The 23,209-nt window shown below is 60.0% G+C and carries 15 protein-coding genes and 2 pseudogenes; all 17 read left to right on the top strand.

The window, feature by feature from the left end:
• Positions 1-390: 390 nt before the first annotated feature.
• The 17 genes and pseudogenes from IPM84_10830 (at position 391) to IPM84_10750 (ending at position 23,167) form a co-directional block, all read left to right on the top strand.
• Entirely contained in the window at positions 391-711 is a 321-nt protein-coding gene (locus IPM84_10830) for a hypothetical protein (GenBank protein ID MBK9093255.1), read from the top strand.
• Positions 712-975: 264 nt separating this feature from the next.
• Positions 976-1,893, top strand: coding sequence for a hypothetical protein (locus IPM84_10825; protein ID MBK9093254.1), 918 nt, complete (start codon positions 976-978; stop codon positions 1,891-1,893).
• Between the two features lie 330 nt (positions 1,894-2,223).
• Complete coding sequence (locus tag IPM84_10820; protein MBK9093253.1) at positions 2,224-5,421, top strand: DEAD/DEAH box helicase family protein; 3,198 nt, start codon at positions 2,224-2,226, stop codon at positions 5,419-5,421.
• Positions 5,418-6,176 (top strand): DUF4391 domain-containing protein, encoded by a 759-nt coding sequence (locus IPM84_10815; protein ID MBK9093252.1) that lies wholly within the window; start codon positions 5,418-5,420, stop codon positions 6,174-6,176. Before IPM84_10820 ends, IPM84_10815 begins: the two co-directional genes overlap by 4 nt.
• A 14-nt stretch (positions 6,177-6,190) precedes the next feature.
• Positions 6,191-8,132 (top strand): annotated as a pseudogene (locus IPM84_10810) (site-specific DNA-methyltransferase).
• 5 nt (positions 8,133-8,137) lie between these two features.
• Positions 8,138-8,668, top strand: coding sequence for a gamma-glutamylcyclotransferase (locus IPM84_10805; protein MBK9093251.1), 531 nt, complete (start codon positions 8,138-8,140; stop codon positions 8,666-8,668).
• A pseudogene (locus IPM84_10800) lies at positions 8,665-11,714 on the top strand (DEAD/DEAH box helicase family protein). Before IPM84_10805 ends, IPM84_10800 begins: the two are co-directional and overlap by 4 nt.
• Before the next feature lie 248 nt (positions 11,715-11,962).
• Positions 11,963-12,676, top strand: coding sequence for a hypothetical protein (locus IPM84_10795; GenBank protein ID MBK9093250.1), 714 nt, complete (start codon positions 11,963-11,965; stop codon positions 12,674-12,676).
• Positions 12,677-13,763: 1,087 nt separating this feature from the next.
• Complete coding sequence (locus IPM84_10790; protein ID MBK9093249.1) at positions 13,764-15,269, top strand: AAA family ATPase; 1,506 nt, start codon at positions 13,764-13,766, stop codon at positions 15,267-15,269.
• 20 nt (positions 15,270-15,289) lie between these two features.
• On the top strand, positions 15,290-17,221 hold the full coding sequence (locus IPM84_10785) for a DEAD/DEAH box helicase family protein (GenBank protein MBK9093248.1): 1,932 nt from the start codon (positions 15,290-15,292) through the stop codon (positions 17,219-17,221).
• 79 nt (positions 17,222-17,300) lie between these two features.
• Positions 17,301-19,367: a hypothetical protein gene (locus IPM84_10780; protein MBK9093247.1), complete on the top strand. Its 2,067-nt coding sequence runs from the start codon at positions 17,301-17,303 to the stop codon at positions 19,365-19,367.
• Between the two features lie 5 nt (positions 19,368-19,372).
• Complete coding sequence (locus tag IPM84_10775) at positions 19,373-20,374, top strand: hypothetical protein (GenBank protein MBK9093246.1); 1,002 nt, start codon at positions 19,373-19,375, stop codon at positions 20,372-20,374.
• Positions 20,358-21,206: a radical SAM protein gene (locus tag IPM84_10770; protein ID MBK9093245.1), complete on the top strand. Its 849-nt coding sequence runs from the start codon at positions 20,358-20,360 to the stop codon at positions 21,204-21,206. Before IPM84_10775 ends, IPM84_10770 begins: the two co-directional genes overlap by 17 nt.
• Before the next feature lie 54 nt (positions 21,207-21,260).
• Positions 21,261-21,638, top strand: coding sequence for a DUF1257 domain-containing protein (locus IPM84_10765; GenBank protein MBK9093244.1), 378 nt, complete (start codon positions 21,261-21,263; stop codon positions 21,636-21,638).
• Positions 21,639-21,687: 49 nt separating this feature from the next.
• Entirely contained in the window at positions 21,688-21,882 is a 195-nt protein-coding gene (locus IPM84_10760; protein MBK9093243.1) for a DUF2997 domain-containing protein, read from the top strand.
• Complete coding sequence (locus IPM84_10755) at positions 21,833-22,054, top strand: hypothetical protein (protein ID MBK9093242.1); 222 nt, start codon at positions 21,833-21,835, stop codon at positions 22,052-22,054. The genes IPM84_10760 and IPM84_10755 overlap by 50 nt, the downstream gene beginning before the upstream one ends.
• 114 nt (positions 22,055-22,168) lie before the next feature.
• Positions 22,169-23,167 (top strand): ROK family protein, encoded by a 999-nt coding sequence (locus IPM84_10750; GenBank protein MBK9093241.1) that lies wholly within the window; start codon positions 22,169-22,171, stop codon positions 23,165-23,167.
• The last annotated feature ends 42 nt before the right edge of the window (positions 23,168-23,209 follow it).

Below are 23,209 nucleotides of genomic sequence, written 5' to 3'. Positions count from 1 at the left end.
GAGATATGCCGGCGAAATCGGTATTTCATCGGCATATCGCCCGAATATGCCGACGTCATCGGCATATCGTTGCCTTACAGAGCAGTCCTATGCGCGTCATCGTTGACTTGGAGGAGCTTGGGTATGGCGGGTGATTGGAAGCGATACCAAGTAGCCACGGTCAGCAACTACTGTGTCACCTGGCAATCCGACTTGTTCGGCGAAGGCGCCGTAGTGCGCTCTTATGGACGTAAGGGCGGCGCGAACCGTATCCTCAGCTTGTCCTTCGACCGGCGGCTCTGCGGACCGCCGCAGGCGATTTGACAAATCTATAGACGCCCTCAATAATACAGGCAGATGAATGCACATCAGCGGGCGCCCCGACGCCCGCCACAGGATCCCAGTACCCATATGGCTGCCACCCTGGACACCGCACCACGCGGCCCCGCCGCACACCTGCCAACCCGGCGCAGAACGTCGCTGAATATCACCGCGGCGCTCGACGCCAAGCTCGCCCAGATGGCCGGCCGCACCCGCCTGACCAAGACCGCCATCCTGGAAGCCGCGCTCGATTCCTACTACGCCGTCGTCATGAAGTCGCCTGACATGACGCTCGGCTACGTACAGGTCGCACGTCCCGGCGACGGTGGTATTTGGTTCACCGTGGGTCTCACCCGCAACCAACTGTCACTCAGTGGCCCGCTGCGCATACGCTGCGCAGCCAGGGAGTAGACTCATGAAGACCCAAGCCCCGCCGGCGCAACGAAGTCGAGGCGTTGCAAAGTTCGAGTGGTTGAATTATGTGTTAGGCCAACAATGCGATGCCCGCTATGAAGAAGGAGTTACAGAATGTCAAGACGCCATTCCTGGCCCATGATACGATACTGGTTCACAGCTTGTCTCCTGAGTTTTGCGGTAACGATAGGGCCATCTTCTCTGACCGCTCAAGGAGGACACACGCCAGAGTCCGTGCCGCCGGCGCGCTATGGTCACTCGTTGGTTAACGTGAATGGGAGGGTGTTGCTCTTTGGCGGTAGAAATAGCACCTATGTCTACAACGATCTGTGGGAATTCGATCCTAGTACAAACACGTTCAGGCAGATTGTCCCAAGCAGCGTCTCCCCGCCCCCGCGCTACAGCCACGGAGCAGCTGAATTCAACGGCAGGATGTATGTGCTTGGCGGACATAATGTTGGGTCCGCCTCGCAGGATTTATGGTATTTCGCGTCTGGGACGAACACTTGGACGCAAGGCAGCAGCCATCCCACGTGGCCCGCTTTCAACCATACGAATCTGTCGCACCTTGGCGATTTCCTCTACCGTACTTCTTTTGCCGGTTTGACTAGCCGGTATGATCCCGGTACCGATACTTGGACATCTGGATACGCGGAACCGGCACCTCCGGGTGGCTGGGTCGGCACGGCGCCGGTCAATGGCAAGTTATGCAGTTTCAAAGTTGAGTGGTCCAATACGCAACCTCCGCCTGTCAAGGTCATCTGCTATGAGGAGTGGACTGGCCCATACCCGCCAGGATATGATATGTCGCTTTCCGGTGAGCTACAGCCTTATACCCTTGAGCCCGCCATGGCTTGGTGGGGCAACACAGTCTGGCTCCTCGGGGGACATACGTCCACAGGGTCAAACAAACAGGTCTGGCAATACACCTTCACTGACGCTACCACGGTCGCCGTGACCCGGTTGCCGGACATGCCGACGCCGCGGACGCGGGCCGCCGCGGCACCTCTGTCACCCAGACCAGCAACGACCGCTGCTTCTGCGACGATCCAGGCCAATTTGCCGATTGTAGTCTTTGGTGGACAAACCATCCCTTGGGGTGGGGCAATGGCAGACACAATGATCTACACTGTGACAGTGTCTGCTAACTTCGTCTATCTTCCGTTGACCATGCGATGAGGAGCGTGATTAACCACTACGTTTCGTCGTCGTGGGTGGCGTTCGCGTTGGGCGGGGCTGGTCAGGGGCGGGGCCTAACACTGCGTCAAGCTGACGGCTGCGCCGGTCGAGTTCGCGCGATTGTGGGTTGGGTGGGCGCAGCCGCAGCTTACACCATCCGTTAGGCGCACCCGTGCCCGCGCCTGAAAGCGACCCATGCGCAGCCTGTGAAAGGAACGCGATGCCAATCCATCCTATAACCGTTCGCTCATGGCCTCACGATGGCCTTAACCACCACCCCGACGCCGGCTGGAGAGCCACTCTGTCCGACGATCCCCGGTCAGCAACGGCATGAAGCTCATCCGCAATACCGGCGCCGACCGCGTCATTGACCTGCTACGCCCGCAACTCACCGCAGGACGCCAGTGCGACGTTGTAACGTCGGCCATTTCGCTCTTTGCGTTCTCCGAGTTGCTGCACGAGCTGGCCGCGTTGAAGCGATGCCGCCTTGTCCTGCCACCGGCTGGTACCGACCTCAGCGTATTGGGCTCGGACGCCGACCGCGCCGCGCGCAACCGTCTGCAAACGCGCTGGCTTGCAAGACAGCTCTGGCAATGGATTGGGGACAAGGCTGAGGTAAGGCGAGCACTTGGCGCGGTTCCACAAGGTGCGTTTGTCCTGCGCGATGGCGAGGCACGCCCGCTACAAGTGCTTCTCGGCTCGCTTGCGTTCAGTACCGATGGGCTTGGGCTGACGCCGGGCAATCCCCTGAGCCTGATCCAGGCATCCGAGACGCCCGAAGAAGCCACCTTGCTCAGTCAGTGGTTCGATGCGCAGTGGTCCAGCCTTGTGGCCGACGCTGGTGCGAAGGCCGCCTTGATGGGCAACTTGCAATCACTCGCCGCCCACCGCGACCCATTCCTTGTCTACACGCTCATCCTGCACCACCTCTTCCGCGACCGTGGTGACGATCTCGACGAAGAGCGCATCATCAAGTCGGCGACCGGCATTCGCAATACGGTGGTCTGGAAGAAGCTCTACAGGTTTCAGCGTGACGGCGTGATCGGTGCGATTGACAAGCTGGAGCGCTTCGGCGGCTGCATTATCGCCGACAGCGTTGGCCTCGGTAAGACGTTTGAGGCGCTCGCAATCATCAAGTACCACGAGCTACGAAACGATCGTGTGCTGGTGTTGGTGCCCAAACGCCTGCGCGACAACTGGACGCTCTATAAGGCGAACGATCGCCGCAACTTCCTCGCGCCAGACCGCTTCAACTACGACGTTCTGAATCACACCGACCTCTCGCGAGACGGCGGGTTATCAGGCGACATTGACCTCGCACACGTCAACTGGGGCAACTACGACCTCATCGTGATTGACGAGTCACACAATTTCCGCAACAAAAAAACGCCACGCGTCGGCAGTGAGACGCGCTACGACCGCCTGATGCGCAAGATCATCAAGGAAGGCGTCAAGACGCGCGTGCTGATGCTCTCGGCGACACCGGTCAACAACCGCCTGGCCGATCTGCGCAACCAAATCGCGTTCGTCACCGAGGGCGACGACACGGCTCTGCTCGATCACGGTATCAGCAGCATCGACAGCACCACGCGCCTCGCGCAGAAGCAGTTCAACCGCTGGCTCGATTCCGAGGACGCTGAACGAACGCCTTCCCGGCTAATCGAGATGCTCGGCTTCGATTACTTCACCCTGCTCGACCTGCTCACCATCGCCCGCTCGCGCAAGCACATCGAGAAGTACTACGGCACCGCCGAGACCGGCCGCTTCCCAGACCGGCTCAAGCCGATCAACATCAAGGCCGATGTGGACCGCGCCGGAGAATTCCGCTCGATTCGAGAAATCAACAATGAGATTCGGCGGCTGAATCTCGCCTCCTACGCGCCACTCCGGTATGTGCTGCCGCACAGGCAGGCGGCGTACGACAAGAAGTACAGCACCGAAATTCGCGGCGGCGAGGGCTTCTTCCGCCAGGTCGACCGCGAGGAGAGCTTGATCCATCTGCTGCGCGTCAACGTGCTCAAGCGCATGGAAAGCGCGGTGCCTTCGTTCGCACTCACCGTGCACCGCCAATTGCACGACGTGGAGGCCATGCTAGCCCGCATCGAGAGTCACGCCGAGGAACTGGAGGAGATAGATATCGAGGACGTGGAGCTCGACGATCCCGCCTTCGAGAGTCTGCTCGTCGGGCGCAAGGTGAAGGTGCTGCTGAAGGACGTGGACGTCATCCGCTGGAAGCAGGAGCTGATCGAGGACCGCAACCGCTTGGCAACGCTCCACGCGGCAGCGATCATGGTGGATGCCTCTCGTGACGCCAAGCTCACGGCCCTGCGCGCGATGATCGAACATAAGTGTCGTAACCCGATCAACCCCGGCAACCGCAAGGTGATCGTCTTCACCGCCTTCGCAGACACCGCGCGCTATCTCTACGACCAGCTCGCCCCGTGGGCGAAGAAAAGCCTCGGCATCGACACGGCGCTGGTTACCGGCACGGGTAGCAACCAGACCACGCTGACCGGCCTGCGTAAGGATCTGGCTTCAATTCTGACCACGTTCGCGCCACGGGCAAAGGAGCGGCCCGTGGAACTCGCCGGCGAGGGCGAGCTTGACCTGCTCATTGCCACCGACTGCATATCGGAAGGCCAGAACCTCCAGGACTGCGATTGGCTGATCAACTACGACATCCACTGGAATCCAGTGCGCATCATCCAGCGCTTCGGACGCATTGACCGCATCGGCTCACCCAACACTCGCATCCAGCTTGTCAATTTCTGGCCCAACATGGAGCTGGAAGAGTACATCAACCTGGAACAGCGAGTCAGCGGCCGCATGGTGCTGCTCGACATCTCCGCCACCGGTGAGGAGAACCTGATCGAACAGCAGTCCGGCAACCAGATGAACGATCTGGAGTACCGCCGTAAACAACTGCTGAAGCTCCAGGACGCGGTGATAGACCTGGAAGACCTCTCTTCCGGTGTCTCCATCGCCGATCTGACGCTAACCGACTTCCGCATTGATCTGGCGCAATACCTCAAGGCGCATCCGGGCGTACTGGAGAGTCTGCCGCTCGGCACCTGCGCGGTCACCACCACCACCGAGGCGGAGATTGCAGCGGGCATCATTTTCTGCCTGCGCGCCGAGGGCAACGCTGCCAAGCGCAGCGCCGAGGCCGGCTATCCGCTCGGCGCCCGGTATCTTGTGCATGTGGGCGACGACGGCACGGTGCTGCTCCCGTACACGCAGGCCAAACAGATCCTCGACCGGCTCAAGCGCCTCTGCCTGGGGCGCGACCTACCCGATGCCGGCGCCTGCGCCCGCTTCGACAAGGCGACCAGGCAGGGCGAGGAGATGCGCGCTGCGCAGCGCCTGCTCGCCGCCGCCGTGGCCTCGGTGGTAGGCAAGAATGAAGAACGCGCCGTGGTGAGCCTGTTCCGCCCCGGAGGCACTCACGTTATGAAGGGCGAGTTCGCGGGCATCAACGACTTCGAGGTGGTGGCCTGGCTCGCGGTGCTGCCAGAGGCGGCCGGATGAACGGCGACGCGCTCCTCACCGCCCTCGACCTGCCCGCCAGCAGCCGCGTGGATCAGCGCGTGCCCAAGAAACTGATGCTTGAGAATGGCGCGCCCACGGTCGCTGACAAGCGTCTCATCAACGCCGGCATCGAGGAGCTGCTCTGGCTGGCGGCGCTCAAGCCCACGACCATCGGCGTGCCCGAGTACCGCAACGATGTGCGGGAATATCTGGAGATCGCCGTGCTGCGCCTCACCCTGCGGGCTGGGGCCAGGGCGACGCGGTTGGTGGAGTTGGTGCACCGGGCGGTACCCTATCCGTTATTGCTGTTGACGAAGCAGGGCGAACGGCCCGGACTTTCTGCCGCCCACAAACGCTGGTCGCAGGGGGAAGCGGGCAAGACGGTGCTGGAGGGCGTGGTAGTCGCCGTCGAGTGGGACGCGGCGCGCGATGCCGAACGCTGGCCCGCCTTCCGTGACGCGCTGGCGCTGGGCAAGCAGCCACACACAACGCTCTATGCGCTGTATCAGGGCTGGATCGACACCCTGCTTGCGCTGCATGCTGCCCGCGTGACCGGCGCCTTCGCAGTCGCCGGCAACGCCGAATACGCCGCCACCCGGCGCGACGCCCTGCAAGAATGTGCGCGGCTCGCTGCGGAGATCGTCCGCCTGCGTGCCGCCGCGGCGAAGGAAAAGCAGATGGCGCGACGCGTGGAACTGAATCTGGAACTCAAGCGCGTGGAGGCAGCCCAGGCTGCCGCTCGCGCTAACCTGTGAAGATCGAGGACACGATGCAGAAGTTCACCGCCCACGACCCCGAAACCAAGTCCCCGGACCTCGTCGCCGCGAACCTCGCCGCGCTGCGGGCGCTCTTTCCTGAACTCGTCACCGAGGGGCCGGACGGCGTGGTCGTGAATCTCGACGTGCTCAAGCCTCGTGGGTGACCAGACCGTCACCGATGCGGAGGAGAAGTATGGCCTCAACTGGCATGGCAAACGCCGCGCCCGCCAGCCGCCCCTCACCCCCTCCGCCGGCACCCTGCGACCCTGTCCGGAAGACAGCGTCGACTGGGACAAGACCCAGAACCTCATGATCGAGGGCGACAACCTCGAAGTCCTCAAGCTGCTCCAGAAATCCTACGCCGGGAAGGTGAAGCTCATCTACATTGACCCGCCCTACAACACCGGCAAGGACTTCGTCTATCCCGACAACTTCCAGGACAACATCAAAAACTACCTCGAACTCACCGGCCAAGTGGTAGGGGGCCGGAAGATCAGCAGCAACACCGAAGCCTCCGGCCGCTTCCACACCGACTGGCTCAACATGATGTATCCCCGCCTCAAGCTGGCGCGGAATCTACTGCGACAGGATGGGGCGATCTTCGTAAGCATCGACGACACTGAAGTCGATAATTTGCGTAAAGTCTGCGATGAGATTTTTGGGGAAGAAAACTTCGTTGGTATCTTCGTCGTAAACGCATCCCCAAGCGCGATTGACTACGGGCACATTGCGAAGATGCACGATTACGCCTTGTTCTATGCCAAGTCTATTGATGCCACTTTGACTCTGCCGCTGACGGAGGAAGACAAGGAATTCAAATACGAAGACGAAACTGGGCCATTCAACATCTACCCTCTTTACAATGGAAACGTTGCGTTCAATCCTCAGACGCGACCAAATCTCTTCTACCCGTTCTACTTAAACCCTAATAGCAAAATCGGAGATTGCTTTTATGAGATCAGTCTGGAGCCGCACCAGGGCTGGGAGAAAGTGCATCCCGTAGTCTCCAGAAAAGATTCCATTCAGCGCGTTTGGCGGTGGGGAAAAGACCTGTCTCGCCAGCATCTCAATAAAGAGATCGTCGGCTACATTACAGAGGAAGGCGAATACAGGGTTGTTCAGAAATCCCGGCACACCGGAAAAGTGATTCGTTCCCTTCAGCTCGACAAAGATATTTCGACAAGGAGAGGAACGGGCGAAGTAGAGGAGCTGTTTGGCTCGAAGGTCTTCCCATTCCCGAAACCAGTGGAGCTAATCAGGAGATTCGTTGCTGTCGGCACTGAGCCCGACGGGGTAATCCTCGACTTCTTTGCTGGTGCAGGAGGGACTGCACACGCAGTGATGAAACAGAACTCGCAAGATGGTGGAAAAAGACAATTCATCCTCGTGCAACTGCCTGAACCGACCGAGCAGGAAGACTACCCGACGATTGCCGACATCACCAAAGAGCGCCTGCGCCGGGCCGGGAAGAAGATACGTGAAGAGAACCCGATGTTCGCGGGCGACACCGGCTTCCGCGTCTTCAAGCTCGCCAGCAGCAACATCCTGGCGTGGGAGCCGGACCGCGACAAGCTCGCCGAAACCCTCGAAGCCTCCATTGAGCACCTCAAGACCGACCGCACGGAGCAGGACATCCTCTTCGAACTGCTCCTCAAGCTCGGCCTCGACCTCTGCGTACCCATCGAACGAAAGAAGGTGGCCGGGGGCGCGAAGCAGGCGCATACAATCCACGCCATCGGCGGCGGCTCGCTGCTCGTCTGCCTCTCGCCCGCCATCCCGCAGGCCGACGTAGAGCCGCTGGCCCTCGGCCTCGTGGCGTGGTACAAGGAACTCAAGCCCGCCGGAGAAACCACCGTCGTTTTTCGCGACAGTGCCTTCGCCGACGACGTGGCCAAGACCAACCTCGCCGCCATCCTGCAGCAGCACGGCCTCGAAACCGTGAGGAGCTTATGACAGCGATGACTACATCCATACCTACCATTTTCGTATATGCCTATGGCTCGAACATGCTCACGCAGCGTATCAAAAAGCGATGCCCTTCAGCAGAGCCGATTGGCATAGCCACACTGGAGGGGCATGAGCTTCGGTGGCACAAGCGGAGCAGGGATGAATCCGGGAAGTGTAATGTCGTCGAGTCCGCTGCGGCAGGAGCGGTGGTCTTCGGGGTTCTCTTTCAGATCGCAGTGGCCGAGAAGCCTGCCCTCGACAGAGCTGAAGGCGTAGGAAGCGGGTACGAAGAGAAGTCCGCGACTGTCACATGCAACGGTGAGTCGCACAACGCGTCCATCTACTTCGCGACAGACATCGAAGACTCTCTACAGCCATACACCTGGTACAAGGCGTTGGTCGTGGCCGGAGCCAAAGAGCACTGCTTGCCAGCCGCATATGTTGCCCAATTGGAAGCCGTAGAAGCAGTCAAGGACCCGAACGCCGGGCGGCACGCAAGCAACATGGTGATCGCCAACGACGCACCGGACATGGCGCAATGAAACTCCACTTCGAACCCAACCTCGACTACCAGATCCAGGCCATCGAAGCAGTCTGCGATCTTTTTCATGGGCAGGAAACCTGCCGCACGGAATTCACCGTCACGCGGGACGCCGCTAGTGGGCAAATATCGTTGCTTGAAAATGACCTCGGCATCGGCAACCGGCTGACTTTGCTCGACGACGAGCTGCTGGCGAACCTGCACGCCATCCAACTGCGCCACGGCCTGGCGCCCTCGGCCTCGCTCGCGTCCGGTGATTTCACCGTGGAGATGGAGACCGGCACCGGCAAGACCTACGTCTACCTGCGCACCGTCTTCGAGCTGAACAAACGCTACGGCTTCACCAAGTTCGTCATCGTGGTGCCCTCGGTGGCGATCAAGGAAGGCGTCTACCACACCATCGAGACCGCAGCAGAGCACCTCAAGGGACTCTACGCGGGCGCACCCTTCGACTTCTTCATCTACGACTCGGCGAAGCTCGGCCAGGTACGCAACTTTGCCACCAGCCCGCAGATCCAGATCATGGTGATGACCGTGGGCGCCATCAATAAGTTCGGCGACGAACAGCAGGCGCAGTCGGAGGAGAAGGACGAGGCCGCGCGCCGCGAGAAATCGAAGAACGTGATGTATCGGCCCAGCGAGAAGACGGGCGGGGAGAAGCCCATCGACCTGATCCGGGCGACGCGCCCCATCCTGATCGTGGACGAGCCGCAGAGTGTGGAAGGCGGGCTTGACGGCAAGGGCAAGAAGGCCATGGAACGGATGAATCCGCTGTGCAACCTGCGCTACTCCGCGACGCCGAGAGATGCGCACCACATGGTCTTCAAGCTCGACGCGATAGACGCCTACGAACGCAAGCTGGTGAAGCAGATCGAAGTGGCGGCGGCCACTGTGGAGGGCGGGCACAACAAGCCGTATCTGCGCTTGCTCTCCGTGAGCAACCGACGCGGCGTCATCACGGCCATGGTGGAACTCGATATGCAGACGAAGGCCGGGGTGGCCCGCAGAGAACTCGCCGTCCAGGATGGCGACAATCTGGAAATGACCACCGGGCGGGCGGTGTATCACGATTGCCGGGTGGGCGAAATCCGCGTGGCCAAGAACGATGAATTCCTGGAACTGCGCTACCCCGGCGGCGAGCAATACCTGCGCCCCGGCCAGGCCTACGGCGACGTGGACGCGTTGGCGGTGCAGCGCCAGATGATCCAGCGCACCATCAAGGAGCATCTGGACAAGGAGAAGCGCCTCCGTCCACAGGGCATCAAGGTGCTCAGCCTGTTCTTCATTGATGCCGTGGAGAAATACCGGCAGTACGACGCAGGCGGCAATCCGGTGAAGGGGGACTACGCCCGCATCTTCGAGGAGGAATACCGCCGCCTCGCCAAGCATCCCGATTACCAGACCCTCTTCCAGGAAGTGGACCTGACCACCGCCGCCGAGGATGTGCACAACGGCTATTTCTCCATCGACAGGAAGAAGGTCGGTGGCAAGACAGTGGAAATGTTCAAAGACTCCAAGGGCGAAGGCACGACGCAAGCCGACGACGACACTTACAGCCTCATCATGCGCGACAAGGAGAAGCTGCTGAGCTTCGACACGCCGCTCAAGTTCATCTTTTCCCACTCGGCGCTACGCGAAGGGTGGGACAACCCGAACGTCTTCCAGATCTGCGCCCTGCGCGAGATGGCAAGCGAGCTCGAGAGGAGGCAGACCATCGGGCGCGGCCTGCGGCTGTGCGTGAACCAGCAGGGCGAGCGCGTCCGGGGGTTCGAGGTCAATACGCTGACCGTGATCGCGACCGAGAGCTACGAACAGTTCGCTGAACAGCCCAGAAAGAGATCGAGAACGAAACCGACATTCGGTTTGGCATCGTCAAGGATCACGAATTCGCCGGGGTCACCGCCACCGGCGCCGACGGCCAGCCCGCGCCGCTGGGCTCCCACCAGTCGAAGGTGCTGTGGGAGCATTTGAAAACCGCCGGTCTCCTGAACGCCCAAGGCAAGGTGCAGGACACGCTGCGCAAGGCGCTCAAGGACGGCACGCTGACCCTGCCAGAGCCGTTTACCGCCCAACTGCCGCAGGTGCAGGAGATTCTCCGCAAGCTGGCTGGCCGCCTCGAGATCAAGAACGCCGACGAACGCAGGCAGGTAAAGACTCGTCAAGCCGTGTTGCAAGGTGCGGACTTCAAGGCGCTGTGGGAGCGCATCAAGCACAAGACCACCTACCGCGTGCAGTTCGACAACGAGGCCCTGCTGGCAACCTGCATCAAGGCGCTTGCGGGCGCGCCGCCCATCGCCAAGACCCGCCTGCAATGGCGCAAGGCCGACCTCGCCATCGGACGTGCCGGCGTGGAAGCGACGGAAACGGCCACCTCCGCCCCCGTGACGCTCGACGAAGGCGACATCGAACTGCCCGATATCCTCACCGACCTCCAGGACAAGACTCAACTCACGCGCCGCAGCATTCACGGCATCCTCGTGGGCAGCGGCAGGCTCGACGACTTCAAGCGCAACCCGCAGCAGTTCATCGAACTCGCCGCCGAGATCATCAACCGCGCCAAGCGCCTCGCTCTTGTGGACGGCATCAAATATCAGCGTATCGGCGCCGAGGAATACTACGCCCAACAACTATTCGAGTCTGAAGAGCTTAGCGGCTACCTCAAGTCCATGATTAACGCCAGCAAATCGGTTCACGAGCAAGTCATCTACCAGTCCGACACCGAGCGCACGTTTGCCGACGACTTAGAGAAAAACGAGGCAATCAAGGTCTATGCCAAGCTCCCGGGCTGGTTCCAGGTCCCGACGCCGCTCGGTCCTTACAATCCCGATTGGGCCGTGCTGGTAGAGAAGGACGGGGCAGAGCGTCTTTACCTCGTGGTTGAGACCAAGAGCAGCCTCTTCACCGCTGACCTGCGCGACAAGGAAAGCGCGAAGATCGAATGCGGCAAGGCACACTTCAAGGCACTCGCGGTTGGCGAGTCGCCTGCGCGGTACGTTGTGGCGAGGTCCGTGGACGACGTCCTCAGCCGCAATAGGATGGGGAGGTGAGTGCTCAGGTGCGTGAACGACCTGGACCAGTGCGGAAGGACGCCTAACCCGCGCATGGAGCCGGCCTTGCCATTCGCGCAGCGCGCTCGGCCCGGCGGCTCAACCCACTGTGTCAATGAAGCCTGGGTTTGAGATTAAATTGCCCACGAAAGTTCGATGATTACGACAATCAAGATTACCTACAACTGCAGAATTGACCGCACCAGCTACTATCGTTCAACTGAGTCAATGAAGACGGAAAACAAAATATGCCATCCATGCCATTCACTTCACCATTGAGTTATCTGGGAGCCTTAGCTTTAATATTCGGCTTTTTTCTGATCATTGCAGGGTTAAAGATTGTCACGGTTGAGAAGGTTTCAGTAAAAGAGGGGCCAACGACGTGGAAATTTGGTGTCGTTTTAGTAGCAGTAGGAATGGCGGCTTTGCTGCCAGATGTTTCAAGGTCACTCTCTCAAACTCCCAACCTAACTCCCACACTCGAAAAGGAACCCACTGCTACTTCCTTCCCTATATCGCCAACTAATACCCTTTTTCCCCAAACGGATATACCAACACCTGTACAGCATCGAATCGTGTACTTCTCCGATAGCACTTTTCATATTGGTGATGAGGAGTTTCGAGATTGGGTACATCTTAATGGAGAGTGCTTTGATATTAGCTTTAGAATAGACTTCTTAATACAAACTCTGACTTTAGAACTGGAGACATTTGGAGCGGAAGTTCCAAATCCGTTATCTCTAAACGGGCGTAGGATTGCCGTACTACCGCCTCAAGAAGCCAAAAGCGCTGGCGCTAGACCTAATGAATGGACTGAGGTTCGATATATTTCAATACCAACCAGTGATATTGTTGAGGGTTTCAACATACTCAAGCTTTGCTCCGAGCTCACACCAGTTCCCGAGTTTTCTGGAGATAAGGATGATTTCCAGTTCCGAAGTATTCGGCTCATTGCTAACTAGATTTTCAAAAATACATGCTCTACGTTTTGAACATAACAAAATCTTTGCCAGGCGCCGCAGCCACTCCGGTCGTAACGCCCGTCGCCCTGCTGGGGGACGCAGCGATATAGAAACACCTCGGATTTCGAGTGGTTGAATTGCGGTTGTGCTGCTGGTTTTCAACAATATCATCGCAATGACATTTGGGGGATTGAAATGCCAAGTACTAGAACCCAATCATGGGAATTCGCCAAAGTGGAGTATGAAAATGCGCTCGAACAATACCGTCACTATACTAGCCTACGTAGACAAGATATGGCGTTCGTAACGACGGTCCAAGTCGCCGTATTGACTATCATTGGAGCAAATTTGCGCAACCTGGATTTGGCTAATCTGTTACTCTCAATTATTGCCTTTTTCGTTCTGCTACTTGGCATTAACAATGAGCGACGCCTTACAGCCTACATGGCCGGATACATGAAGCGGGCTACCCAAATCGAAACAGACTACGAGATGTCCTTATTGGTCAAAGGCAGGCAAGAAGTTTTAAATCGGAAGTTGCTGCTTTCTAACATAGTTGTATTTCAGCTTTATTATTTCATTTTCTCTGTTGTGTGGGTAGTTGTGTGGGTATTGAATGTTATTTGAGCTTCTATGTGTTGGCAACACTTTTGCCGTCAAGTAAAACGCAGCCCAACACCGCGTGCAGGCGACGGCGCTCCGCTCCGCTGCTCGCCGCGCCTGACGCCGGCTTTTAGCCCAAACGCCAATCAAAAAGCCCTGGGGGAACCTGCCCCCGCGGCTTTTTTATAGCAATTCCATTTGCCCACTCGCAATCCGCTTCCGCCTTCGCGTCCTCGCCGCATTGGCCGCGTGATGCCTCGCGTCATGCCGCAGATGACAACGCTGGCACAACGCTCGCAGATTACCCTCAGAGCAATTCATCGGATCGTGATCCAGGTGCGCCACGGTCAGCTCTTGCCCTCGTTCTACAACCTCGGCGGCGGCTGCTTCTTCCACCACGGGCTTAACCGACTGCGCAAAGGCAAAGGTTCTGTGGTATACTTGGGCTCGCAAGTCAGAAGACGAGGACGAGGACAAGCATTCGATGCGCCAGGAACTCGATATTTACATTCGTGCCCGCTATCCGCTGTTGTACGTGGTGACAGCCGAAGAGGAGCGCGCGCTGGCCGAAATCCAGAAGCTGGCCGACGAATCCAAGACGCGCAAGCAGGTCATCGCCTGGTCGTGTACGGAGGGCTTCGTCAACCAGGCCAGCGGTCGCAAGGACCCAGCCAAACGTGATCCACTCGTGGCGCTCAACAGCATCATGGAAGACAACACCCCGACGCTGGTCATTTTGCGCGACTTTCACCCCTTCTTCGAGAATCATGAGATCGTGCGTAAGCTGCGCGACCTGGCCCAGGCCCTGCAAAAGGGCCATCGCACCGTGATTCTGCTCTCACCGGTGCTGCGCATCCCGCCGGAGCTGGAAAAAGAGATCACGGTCATTGACTTCAGCCTGCCCAATGAAACCGAGTTGGCTGACCTGTATGAGCGCGCGGTGCAGACGCTGGAGGCTGACGGCAAGGCGCGTATCCAGCTCGACCGGCGCGAGCGCGAGCGCCTGGCCAAAGCGGCCCTGGGGCTGACCTTGTCCGAAGCCGAAAAGGCGCTGGCCAAAGCCGTCATCATGGCCGGCGGCCGCCTGGATGGTCACGCCGCGGAGGCGGTGACGGCCGAGAAGAAGCAGATCATCCGCAAGTCGGGCTTGCTGGAGTTTTACGACACCTCGGAGACGCTGACCGATGTGGGCGGACTCGATGTGCTCAAAGAATGGCTGCGTAAGCGGGTGCGCGCCTTTTCGGCCGAGGCGCGCGCGTTTGGCCTGCCGGAGCCGCGTGGCATCCTGCTGGTGGGCGTGCAAGGCTCTGGCAAGTCGCTGATGGCTAAGGCTGTAGCCAACGCCTGGCGCCTGCCGCTGCTGCGCCTGGATGTGGGACGCCTCTTTGCCAGCCTGGTCGGTTCGTCCGAAGAAAACCTGCGCACCGCCATCCGCGTGGCCGAATCCATTGCGCCGTGCCTGCTCTGGGTGGACGAGATCGAGAAGGGCTTTTCGGGCGTCGGCAGTTCCAACGTGAGCGATGCCGGCACCGCGGCGCGTGTCTTTGGCAGCTTTGTCACCTGGCTGCAAGAAAAAAAGGCGCCGGTTTTTGTCGTTGCCACCGCCAACCTGGTGGATCAACTGCCGCCCGAATTGGTGCGCAAGGGGCGCTTCGATGAGATTTTCTTCGTAGATTTGCCCATGACTTCAGAGCGTGAGGACATCTTCCGCATCCATCTGCGCAAACGCAACCGCGATCCGCAGCAGTTCGATATCTCAACCCTGGCGATGTCGAGCGAAGGCCTGAGCGGCGCGGAGATCGAGCAGGCTGTGGTGGCGGGCCTGTACGAGGCCTTCGACCAGGGCCGGCCGCTGGCGACAGACGACATGGTCAGCGTGCTGGCCGAGACGATCCCGCTGTCACAAATGATGGAAGAGACGGTCAACGCACTGCGCACCTGGGCCAAGCACCGGGCGCGGCCGGCGTCATCCCAAACCCGGCTGTTTTAGACGAGCGATGAACAGATTTTATGCTTGAACGATTCGAATGGCTGGAGATTCCGGCTGAAGTGCAGGCCCCCAAGAAGCGCCGCTCCGCGGCCGATGACGTGGTTTTGGGTAAGCGCTGCCCCGCGTGCGGCTGGCTCGATGAAGAGACCGCACTGGAATGTTTCCGCTGCGGGCATCGCTACAACCGCCAGACGCAGTTGGTCAGCGCCATCGAGGCGCTCGGCGTGCAGTTGCGTCCGCGCGTCATCGAAGGACACAGGGACATGGCGCGCTTCCTGCGCCAGCAGGAGCCGGCCGGTCTCGATCTGTTTCACTTACGCCTGCGCGCCGAGATGCTGCACCTGTCGCGTGGCTTCGACGAGTTGATCTGCCTGGAAGATATCGCGGTGGATCACTACGATCATCAGTTGGACACAGCCCGCCGCGCCCTGCGCGACATGCGCGGCCGCGCCCTGCTGGCCGATGAGGTCGGCCTGGGCAAGACCATCGAAGCCGGCATCATCATGAAGGAGTTGATCGAGCGCGGGCTGGCGCAGACCATCCTGGTGCTGACGCCGGCGTCGCTCACCGAGCAATGGCGCGAGGAGTTGGAGAGCAAGTTCCGCGAGCCATTCACGGTCCTCGATGCCGCGGCCGACTGGGCCGCGGTGGCAGGCGCCAGCGCGGGGCGTTGGATCGTCTCCCTGGACACGGCCAAGCAGGCCAACCGCGCCGAGCATCTGCTGAAACGTGACTACGACCTGCTGATTGTGGATGAAGCGCACAAGCTGAAGAATCGCAGCACGGTGGCCTGGCGGTTTGTCAACCAGATTCGCAAGCGCTATGTGCTGATGCTGACTGCCACGCCGGTGCAGAACGACCTGACCGAGCTGTACAGCCTGGTGACGATTCTGTCGCCGGGGCACCTGGGCACGGTGCGCGGTTTCCGGCGCCAGTATTTCGATCAAAGCGATGGGCGCCAGCCCCGCAACGCGCCGGCGCTGCGACGCCTGCTCAACGATGTCATGATCCGCAATCAGCGCAGCAAAGTGACCGTGCATCTGCCCGCCCGCCGCGCGGCCGTCTATCATCTGAACCTCTCCGAGCCTGAACTCAATCTGTACCGGCAGGTCACGCAGTACATTCGCGATGAATTCGAGCAGGTAGGCAATAGCAAACACCTGCGCCTGGTGCTGCTCACGTTGCAGCGCGAGCTGTGCAGCAGCCCGCAGGCGGTGGCCGGCACCCTGCAAAAGCTGGTAGCCGACACCCAATATCCGGAGGCGACGCGCCGGCGCCTGGCCGCGTTCCTGGCCCTGGCGCAGTCCATTGGCGAGAGTCGCAAGCTGAGCGCCGTGCGCGAGATCCTGGGGCGCTTTCCGGGCAAGTTCCTGATCTTTACCGAGTATCGGCACACGCTGGAGCAGATCGTCAGTCAGTTGCGCGCCTGGGACATTGCCACCGTGGCATTTCATGGCGGCATGAACGTTTTTCAGAAAGAGGACGCGGTGCGCGCCTTCGCGAAAGACGCGCGCGTGCTGGTCAGCACCGAATCGGGAGCCGAGGGGCGCAATCTGCAATTTTGCCATCAACTCATCAACTATGACCTGCCCTGGAACCCAATGCGCGTCGAGCAGCGTATCGGTCGCCTGCACCGCCTGGGTCAACGGCACGAGGTCAGTATTTTCAACCTGTCCAGCAACGAAACGGTCGAATCGCACATCCTCGACCTGCTGGCCTACAAGATTCGCATGTTCGAGCTGGTCATCGGCGAGCTGGACCTGATCCTGGGCACGCTCGACGCCCGCAAGAGCTTCGAGGACCTGGTGCGCGAGGCCTGGCAAGGCAGCCGCAGCGAGAATGATCTGACCACACGCATGGGCGCGATTGGCAGCGCGATTGATCGCGCCCGCCGCGAGTTCGACCACATTCGACAATCGAACGATCTCCTCAACACCTGGTTGGAGAACTGAGGATGCAGACGACGCCGCGCAACCTGCCCGGCCGCGACCCTGCGCGGCCCCTGGAATTTCCGCTGGATCGCTCAAGCTGATGGCACGCAAGAAGGCAACCACCCAAACCCCGGCCGATTCACCTCTGCGCCAACTCGCGCTGGAGTTTTTCCGCCTGTTTGGCGCCACCGTACAGACCAATGGCAGCACCGCCTTGACGGTGGAGTTGACGCCGGACCTGGCGGCTCATTTCGATAAGCCAACCCTTAGCCTGGTTTTTTCGACCGCAGAGCTGTCGCCCTATCATGACCTGGTAGCCTATGGCAGCCGTGTGTTCGACCGCATGATGACCTACATCGCCAATCACGGTTCGATGGCGCGCGAAACGCTGCCAACCCATTTCCCTGAGCTGGCAGTGAGCCGCCTGCCCGGCGAACTGACCCTTTCGGCTTGCGACCTGACCCACAGCGCGGGCAAGAACGGCTGGCGCTACCTGTTTCAGTTCAATTTTCACATCAGTTACCGGGCGGATGACAAGCGCGAGGAGGTCTTCTCGGTAGCGATGGACGAGGATGGCAACCCGGCGCCCAACATGGACGACCTATTGGCGCAAGCGACGCGGGCCGGCGCTGAGGTGACCGCGCCCAAGATGGAAGGGCTGATCGAGTTGGCGCAGCAGGCACAGAAGTTGGCGCTCTTTCATGCCGATCAGCAGTGCGGTGAGGTCGAGCAGGACATTTTGCCGCGCTTACATGCCATCCTCTCACGCCTGGTCAACTACTATGAACAGCAGGCGCTGGAGATCCAGGAGCGCGGCGATGATCCCGACTATGCCGCCAATCAGCGCCAGGCGTTACGGTCCGATTTGCAACGCAAAATTGCGGAAGAGCTTGAGAATCATCGGCTGCGCGTGGCGGTGACGCTGTTCAGCCTGGCGCAGGTGGCGCAGCCCACGTGGGAACAGAGCCTGAGCTTGCGCAGCCGGGCGGGCGACACCACACTGAAGCTGCCGCTGACGCGTAACCTCTACACCGGCAAGTTGACCCTGCCTGTCTGTCATGCCTGCGATACAGAGACGGCCGTGGTAGGCGTTTGCGCGCACGAGCATGTCAGTTGCCCCGCCTGCCTGACCCATTGCCACGCCTGCGCCAGAGACATCTGCCTGGAATGCGGCGTGCAGGGCTGTACCGTTTGCAAGGAATTGCTCTGCCAGGACTGCGCCGTCACCTGCCCGGCCTGCGGTCAGTGGGCGTGTCAGGAACACACAGCGCGCTGTCCCATTTGCCAGGAGACCACCTGCTTTGCCTGCCAGGACACCTGCGCGCAGTGCGGGGTGCAGCAGTGCAAGACTCACCTGGTAGCCGATTATCTCGCGCCGGGAACGCTGCTCTGCGCCAATTGCGCGCTCACCTGCCCTCACTGTCAGCGCCCCAGCGCGCAGACGGCCCTCTGCGACTTCTGCGGTCAGGTTTTCTGCCGGGGTTGCACCGATTCTTGCTATGCCTGCGGCAAGGTCTTCTGCCGACCCCATCTGCTGGCGGATCCGGTCAACGGGGGCGCGGTGTGCAAACGCTGCGTGGCGCCCTGCCCGCACTGCGGCATGAAAACCGCCTCGCTGACGACCTGCGCGGTGTGCGGCGTCACACAGTGTACTTCATGTCTGCAAGGTTGCGCAGAATGTGGTACAATGGTCTGTGCAGATCACCGGGAACGGTGCAGCCTGTGTGGGCGGTTGCACTGTCAGCGTCACAGCGACCGCTGCCACATGGATGGAAAGACCGTATGCGTTGCCCACAGCTTTGCCTGTCCGGTCTGCGGCGCCACGGTGTGTCATGCCCACCAGAAGTTCTGTGTCGTGTGCAACATGGCTTATTGCCCCGATTGTATCAACCTGGACAACAACGTTTGTGCCACATGTCAACAGTTGGAGGATGCGGACCCGATCAACCTGGCGCAGGAACCGGTGGCTCACGATCCAGATGTGGCAGCCCTGGCAACGGCCTACACCTGGCGTTCAGCCAGCAATCGCGCCCACACCGTCTATTTCGGCACGCGGCTGATGGGACAAATGACGCTCGTCGTGAGACACGACGGCAAGGTGGTGCATACATCTCATGTCAAGGGGCTGGAATCGCTGATCAGGTGGGGACGTCGTCTTCTTGGATGAACTGAATGGAACACGATCAATTTTTCAAGACGCTTCTGCGGGCGTTCCTGGCCGAATTCCTGGATCTTTTCTTCCCGGATATCAAGACACGGCTGCACTTGGATACCGTCAAATGGTGGGACAAGGAGCAATGGCTCAACCTCGATCTGGGCGAATCTCAAGAAGCGGACTTGATGGCCGAGGTTGAGGCGTTGGGAGACGAGCCAGAACTGCTGTACATTCACATCGAAATCGAACGGCAGCATCGCCAGGCGTTTCGCCAGCGCATGTGGCGTTACTACGCCTGGATACGGTTACATCTTCAACGCCGCGTCATTCCCATCGCGATCTACCTCACCAGCGGAAGCGGCGGCCTTGTGAGAGAAATCTACGAAGAGGGTGTGTTTGGCCGCAAGTACCTGGAATTTACTTTCGACTGCGTGGGGCTGCCGGATTTGCAGGGCGAAGTGTACATCAACCGTACCAATCCCCTGGCATATGCGTTGGCAGCCCTGATGCAACCACCGCAAGGCATAAACCGTATTGCCTGGAAATTATCCTGCCTGCGGGGGATTCTACAACACGAACCGAGTCAGACGCGACGGAGCGTCCTGGCGATGTGTGTCAACAAGTATCTGCCGTTAGCAGAAGTTGAGCAACGGAGGTTAGAGATGATGCTAAGTACGGATCCACGGATCGAGAAGGAGTTAGAGGACATCGTTGCAGCGTGGAAGCAAGAGGAACGCGAGCGTATGATCCGCGAGGCGAAGGCAGAAGGACGCGCAGCAGGACGCGTAGAAGGCCTTGAAAAAGGACGCGCGGCGGGAATTACTGAGGGCGAGAAACGGGGCCTGCTCTATCTGGTGTCCATGCGCTTTGGCGATCAGCCGATTCCAGACGAATTGCATGATACCATCATGAACATTGCCAGTGAAGAGGAACTGCTGAAGTGGTACCGATTTGCCTATGAAGCCGAGAGCTTGACCGATCTGTTGCCAGGTAAACGTGGAAATGGGCACGGCGCCTAGCCTCGACTCCGCATCGTTGACCGCGCGGGCGGCGCAGGCACGCACGCACCTTGACAATTGCCAGTTGTGCCCGCACCGCTGTGGTGAAACCCGCGTCACAGGCCGCGGGGTCTGCCGGGTTGATACCCGCACGTTCATTGCCAGTGAGATGCTGCACATGGGCGAGGAAGAGGCCATCCGGCCGGCCCATGCAGTGTTCTTCTCCGGCTGTACGGCGACCTGCACCTTTTGCACGGCGGCGCGCTTTGCCTTTCGACCGCAGTACGGCGTGGAAGCGACGCCGGGTCAACTGGCGGCCGCCGTGCGGCGACGCGTGGCGCAGGGGGCGCGCACGCTCGAATTCGTGGGCGGCGACCCGCTGCCGCATCTGCCGTTTGTGTTGGAAACGCTGGCGCTGCTCGGCCATGATGCCAATAACGCGCCGCCGGTGGTCTGGAACTCGAATTTCTACCAGACGCCAGAGGCGCTGGCGCTGCTCGATGGCGTTGTGGCGCTCTATCTGCCCGACTTGAAGTTTGGCAATGACCGCTGCGGCCTGGAACTGGGCGGTATGCCTGACTATTGGGCCGTGGTGACAGGCGCCATTGCCTGGGTCGCGGCCCGCAGCCCGGTGATGGTTCGGCATCTGCTGATGCCCGGGCATTTCGACTGTTGCACCGAACCGGTGTTGCGCTGGCTTGCCACCGCTGTCCCCCAGGTCACGGTGAGCCTGCTCACCCAATACTTCCCGCCGGCGCAGGCGCGTGGCAGCCTGGCGGCGTTCCTCAGCACGGCTGAGATTGAGCAGGCCCAAAACCTGGCCCAGGCGCTGCAGCTCAGGCTGACTGTCTGAGGCCAAGTGAGTCCACGAAGCGAATGAAAGTAGGATTGCGAACGGAGGTTTATCATGTCCAAGTTCGTCAAGATACGTACGGAGTTGCGCGATCTCACGATGATCAAGCGCGCATTGGATGACCTGAAACTGAACTACCAGGAAAACGCCAATTATCGTCACGAATGGTCAGGCGCCAGTCACACGGCCGAACTGGTTGTCACGGCCGGCATGTTCACCAGCTTCGGTCTGCGCCGCAATGATGAAGGCGTGTACGAAATCCTGGGCGACAACATGGGCCTCTCCAGCCAGCAGGAGACTTTGCAGCAGTTGAATCAGCGCTACGCCTATCACAAGGTTCTGAATGAAGTGGGCAAGGCAGGATTCAGCCTGGTAGAAGAAGCCACCGATCGCAACAAGGCGATTCGCCTGGTTGTGCGGCGCTGGGCCTGACAGGTCAACAGCCGGCTTCTGCCTTCGACTGTAGACAAGGGAGCGACTTATGCCTAAGAAACAGGAAATTGCCATCACGATCCTGCCGGATGGACGGATTGAATACACCATCCAGGGGATCAAAGGCGCGCAGTGCGAGAGCATTTCCCAATTGCTGGAAATCCTGGGTCGGGTAGATCAGGAGAAGAAAACTGGTGAGTACTACGAATCTGACCGCGCCCCCGGCATTGTCATTCAGCACTGAGACCGAGATCTACCTGACGGCTGATGGTCAGATCATTGTGGCGGACTTGCCGGTGGAGCTGGCCGATCTCATGGTCGAACTGGGGCAGGTACAGCCCTGCGAGATTGGCCCTGCCGTGGCAACGGCGCCGGTGCGGCTCTTGGGCCAGGCGCTGGCTCCAACTCAGCCCTGACCCATCCGTGAATGGCGAGTGTCCCGCCAACCGGCTTCAACCGGCTTCGACCGGTTTCGACCGGTTTCTAATTAAGGTGGCGGAACAAGAAATCGTGGGAGGAAAGTCGCAGACATGGCGAAGGACAACGAAAAGACGAACGAACTGGTGGTGGGTGTGGATCTGGGAGGCACCAAGATTCTGGCGGCGGTCATCACGGCCGACGGCAAGATCTTGGGTCAGGCCAAACGCAAGACGAAACCGGAAGCGGGCACGGAGAGTGTCATTGATCGCATCGTGAAAACGGTGGACGATGCGCTGGGCAGCGCCAAGCTCACGCGCAGCGATGTGCGCGCGGTGGGCATCGGCGCCCCAGGGCCGATTGACCCCGACACGGGCACAGTGCTGATGGCCCCCAACCTGAACGGGTGGGAAAATGTCGCGCTGGCCAAGATGCTGAGGGATCAACTCGACCTGCCGATCTTCCTGGACAACGATGTCAACGTGGGCACCCTGGGCGAGTACGTCTATGGCGCTGGCCGCGGGGCCAGTGATGTCATCGGTGTTTTTGTCGGCACGGGCGTCGGTGGTGGGTTGATTATCGGTGGACAGCTCCGCAGCGGGGCACGTCATGCCGCCGGTGAAATCGGACACATGATCGTGTTGGCCGATGGGCCATTTTGCGGCTGTGGCAATCGCGGCTGCATCGAAGCCCTGGCCAGTCGGACCGCCATTGTGCAGAGTTTGCGCATGGCCGTGCTATCAGGACGCAAGACGGTGCTGGCCGATGCCCTGGCCGGAGGCGGCATTGAGCGGCTCAGCAGCGGCGCGCTGGCGCAGGCGTGGAAGGCCAACGATACATTGACTGTCGAGGTGCTGAGTCGAGTGCAGCACTACCTGGGGCTGCACATTGCCAGCCTGGTCAACTTCATGGATCCTGAGCTCATCGTATTGGGCGGCGGCGTCATCGAGGCGCTGGGCGAAGACTTTCTACCGCCGATTCGTCGTGTGGCTTACCAGCATTTTACACAGCGCCGAGATGCCAACCGGGTCAAAATCGTCATGTCGCAACTTGGCGACAATGCCGGTATTTTGGGCGCGGCGGTAACCGCCCGCTTTCATTTGAATAGCTGACCTGAATAGCTGACCTGAATAGCTGATCTGAATAGCTGATCT

Origin of the sequence: Candidatus Amarolinea dominans, from assembly GCA_016719785.1 — a bacterium.
Classification (GTDB): domain Bacteria; phylum Chloroflexota; class Anaerolineae; order SSC4; family Amarolineaceae; genus Amarolinea; species Amarolinea dominans.
Note: the sequence above shows the minus strand (reverse complement) of the source record. Positions and strands in the feature narration are given on the sequence as shown.